Source organism: Burkholderiales bacterium (assembly GCA_013695435.1).
GTDB lineage: Bacteria > Pseudomonadota > Gammaproteobacteria > Burkholderiales > JACMKV01 > JACMKV01.
Genome location: JACDAM010000181.1, coordinates 1 through 3,317 on the forward strand (window position 1 = coordinate 1; position 3,317 = coordinate 3,317).

Below are 3,317 nucleotides of genomic sequence, written 5' to 3' on the forward strand. Positions count from 1 at the left end.
AGCCCGTTATCTGTCATCAGGTTTTCAGCGCATATCCGGTATCCGGAACACAGTGTCATCCATCCAGTCCAAAACGTTCGTATGTCGTCTCAGGAGAATTATAGTGTCGAAATTTTTTGCTTTCGCAGCGGCTTTGCTACTGGTCTTTGCCCCGATCGTTCACGCCCAGGAAAAACATTCGGACGCCGAGGTGCTGCTGTTTGAAACCGATCATCTGAAGGAAATCACCCAACCCACGGTTCTGCAGTACGAGTTCAGGAAGGACGGCGCGCTGGAAAGAGGTTTCGAAGACAAGGTCTCGGTCAACATCAGCAAAGTTGGCAACGAGGGTAAAACCGTGTCGGCCGATTACTTGTCGGGTGAGCGAAAAACCGACTTTCCGGCAGTCGAAAACGCGTCTGGCAATCCCGTTGTCATGTATTTTCTGGAGCGCGATATCCGTGAAATGCAGCGCCTGACGGGCGGCAAACCGCCGTACTTCAAGAAGCGCATACGCCTTTCGCTGGTTGACGGCGCGGAAGTTCGGCCGGTCAAATTCAGCTTCGACGGCAGGGAAATCGAGGGCAAGGAGATCAAGATCATCCCTTACGCCAATGATCCGCTGAAAGCGCGATTCGGAAAATATGTCGGCAAATATTACCTGTTCACGCTCGCCGAAGACGTTCCGGGCGGCGTTTACCAGATGCGCGCAATCATACCCGAGCAGGCGTCGCCGGACGGCGCGAAGTCCAGGCCGATGATCGAGGAAACGCTGACCTTCAGCAAAGCATCGAACCTCGTAGCCGGCAAGTAGTTTCCGCAGCAGTTATCGCGGGATCGCAAAAAACGGGGTCGCACGATTCGAGCACAGCGGCAGTAGCCTGAGAAGAAGGCGGTCAGCCGCGCGACCTTGTGCGCGTGGCCGATACGTCGGGTTTCCAGTGTATTCCAGGAGGCGCAATGAATACCTGCACGACGGCGCAACGCTATGGGACCTTGATCGGAAGAATTCTGCTTTCGTTGATATTCGTGATTTCCGGATTCAAAAAAATCGTCGGCTTTGCCGGGACCGCCGGCTACATGTCGAGCAAGGGCCTGCCGATGGTCCAAGTGCTGCTGGTTCTGACCATCCTTGTCGAACTCGGTGGCGGGCTCATGATATTGCTCGGCTGGAAGGCGCGCTGGGCGGCGCTCGCGATCTTCCTGTTCCTGATCCCGGTGACGCTGGTTTTTCATGCGTTCTGGGCGGTCGATCCGGCGCAAACGCAAATGCAGTTCAATAGTTTCATGAAGAACGTCGCAATCATGGGCGGCATGTTGTACATCATCGCCTACGGCGCCGGGCCTTTGAGTCTGGACCGGGACAGTCATGAGCGCTGATCGCGCCTCCGACAAAACGGCGTCGACCGCAGTCGCCATCGATGCGTTGATTGCGAGACGCTGGAGTCCGCGCGCTTTCGATCCCGCAAAGCCGGTTTCGCATGCGCAGTTGATTGCTTTGTTCGAGGCCGCGCGCTGGGCGCCTTCGTGCTTTGGCGACGAACCCTGGCGCTATATCGCATGGGATCGGCGCGACGAGGCAGGCTGGCGGAAAGCGTTCGATTGCCTGTCGCCAGGCAACCAGCAATGGGTAAAAAATGCGCCGCTTCTGATCGCCTCGATCGCCGGTAGCGAGTTTTCGCAGAGCGGCAAACCCAATCGCTGGGCGCAGCACGACACCGGCGCCGCCAGCGAAAATCTTGTGCTGCAAGCGGCCTCGCTGGGACTCGCCGCGCACCAGATGGGCGGCTTCGACAAGGAGAAGCTGATTGCCGCGTTCGGCATCCCGAACGGATTCATGCCGATGGCGATGATAGCGATCGGCTATCAGGCCAGTGCCGATCTTTTGTCGCCCGATTACCAGGCACGCGAACTGGCTGCGCGCACCAGAAAACCGCTCGGCGAGAAATTTTTTGAAGGCGAGTGGGGCGCGCCGGTCACCCCGCCTGCTTTGCACGATTAACGCTGCCAGGGAGGTTTCATGTACCCCGATAGCCTGAGCCTGACGCCTAAAGTCGAATGGAGCCGGCGGGAATTCGTGACCACGGTGCTGGCGAGCGGGTTTGCGCTCGCCGTGCAGCCGGTGGGCGCGAAAACCATCACCACCGACAGCGCGGGCTTGACGGCCGGCGAAGTCAAGATAGCGGTCGGCGATGGCAGTATCCCGGCCTATCGCGCGATGCCGGAAACGGGCAAGGACTTCCCCGTCGTTCTCGTCGTGCAGGAAATTTTCGGCGTGCACGAACACCTGAAAGACCTCTGCCGGCGCTTCGCCAAGCTCGGCTACCTCGCGATCGCGCCTGAGCTTTACGCCCGGCAGGGCGATGTGTCGAAGCTTTCCGGAGCCGACGAAATCCTGCACAAGGTCGTCAGCCGGGTGCCCGATGCGCAAGTGATGTCCGATCTCGACGCTGCTTCGGATTGGGCGGCGAAGACCGGTAAAGGCGATGCGGCGCGGCTGGGCATCACCGGATTCTGCTGGGGCGGCCGCATCGTGTGGCTTTACGCCGCGCATCAACCCCGGTTGAAAGCGGGCGTTGCCTGGTATGGCCGCCTGGACGGAGATCGCAGCGCGTTGCAGCCGCGCTATCCGATCGACGTCGCCGGGTCCTTGGAAGCGCCGGTACTGGGTTTGTACGGGGGCAAGGATCAGGGTATTCCGCAAGAGAGCGTGGAGCGCATGCTCGCCGCGCTGAAAGCGGCCGACAACCGTTCCGAGATCGTTGTGTATCCCGATGCGCCGCACGGCTTTCATGCTGACTATCGTCCGAGCTACACCGCAGATGCGGCGCAGGATGGATGGACGCCTGCAAGCATGGTTCGGGCGCTTTGGCGTCGCGTGAATTCAACGAGTGGTCGCGCCGGCAAGAGTTCCAAACCGTTTCAGCGATCGTCGCACAGCTTGCCTTGCTATGCATTGCGCATAACGGCGTTGCAACACTCAGCTTCTGCCCTTCCCTGTGATGCAAACGTTAAGTTCGCGTGATGGGGACGTGATTCGTGTTCTCGATAATGCGCACAGATGCAGCGGTAACGATTACCGCCAGGGCGTCGAAGCGCGGATTGACGCATTCAATCATCGAGCACAGGAGCAGCAAACATGAGCAAGTCAAACGCTTTCAATCTGGTTCGCAGCGCAATCGCCGCATTGTTTATTTCCGGCGCAGCGATCGGCTCGGCGCAAGCCGCGCATGAATCGAGCTGGATTTTCCCGAACTTCGCCATCACCGATGGCACGACGGCGCCGGCCGAATCCGTAGCGCAGAAAAGCAAGGCGCCGAAAGACAGGATGATGGTCA

4 protein-coding genes and 1 pseudogene are annotated in these 3,317 nt (G+C 59.2%); all 5 read left to right on the plus strand.

From position 1 onward, the window contains the following. The first annotated feature begins 103 nt into the window (after positions 1-103). The gene (locus H0V78_09235; protein MBA2351949.1) at positions 104-793 is read left to right on the plus strand and encodes a hypothetical protein; all 690 of its coding nucleotides are present in this window, start codon (positions 104-106) and stop codon (positions 791-793) included. 146 nt (positions 794-939) lie between these two features. Then, positions 940-1,359, plus strand: a complete 420-nt coding sequence (locus H0V78_09240; protein ID MBA2351950.1) for a DoxX family protein — start codon at positions 940-942, stop codon at positions 1,357-1,359. After that, on the plus strand, positions 1,349-1,981 hold the full coding sequence (locus H0V78_09245) for a nitroreductase family protein (protein ID MBA2351951.1): 633 nt from the start codon (positions 1,349-1,351) through the stop codon (positions 1,979-1,981). The genes H0V78_09240 and H0V78_09245 overlap by 11 nt, the downstream gene beginning before the upstream one ends. 18 nt (positions 1,982-1,999) lie before the next feature. Further along, positions 2,000-2,861 (plus strand): annotated as a pseudogene (locus H0V78_09250) (dienelactone hydrolase family protein). 257 nt (positions 2,862-3,118) lie between these two features. Then, positions 3,119-3,317: hypothetical protein (locus tag H0V78_09255; GenBank protein MBA2351952.1), on the plus strand; the 199-nt coding region annotated here is incomplete at its 3' end.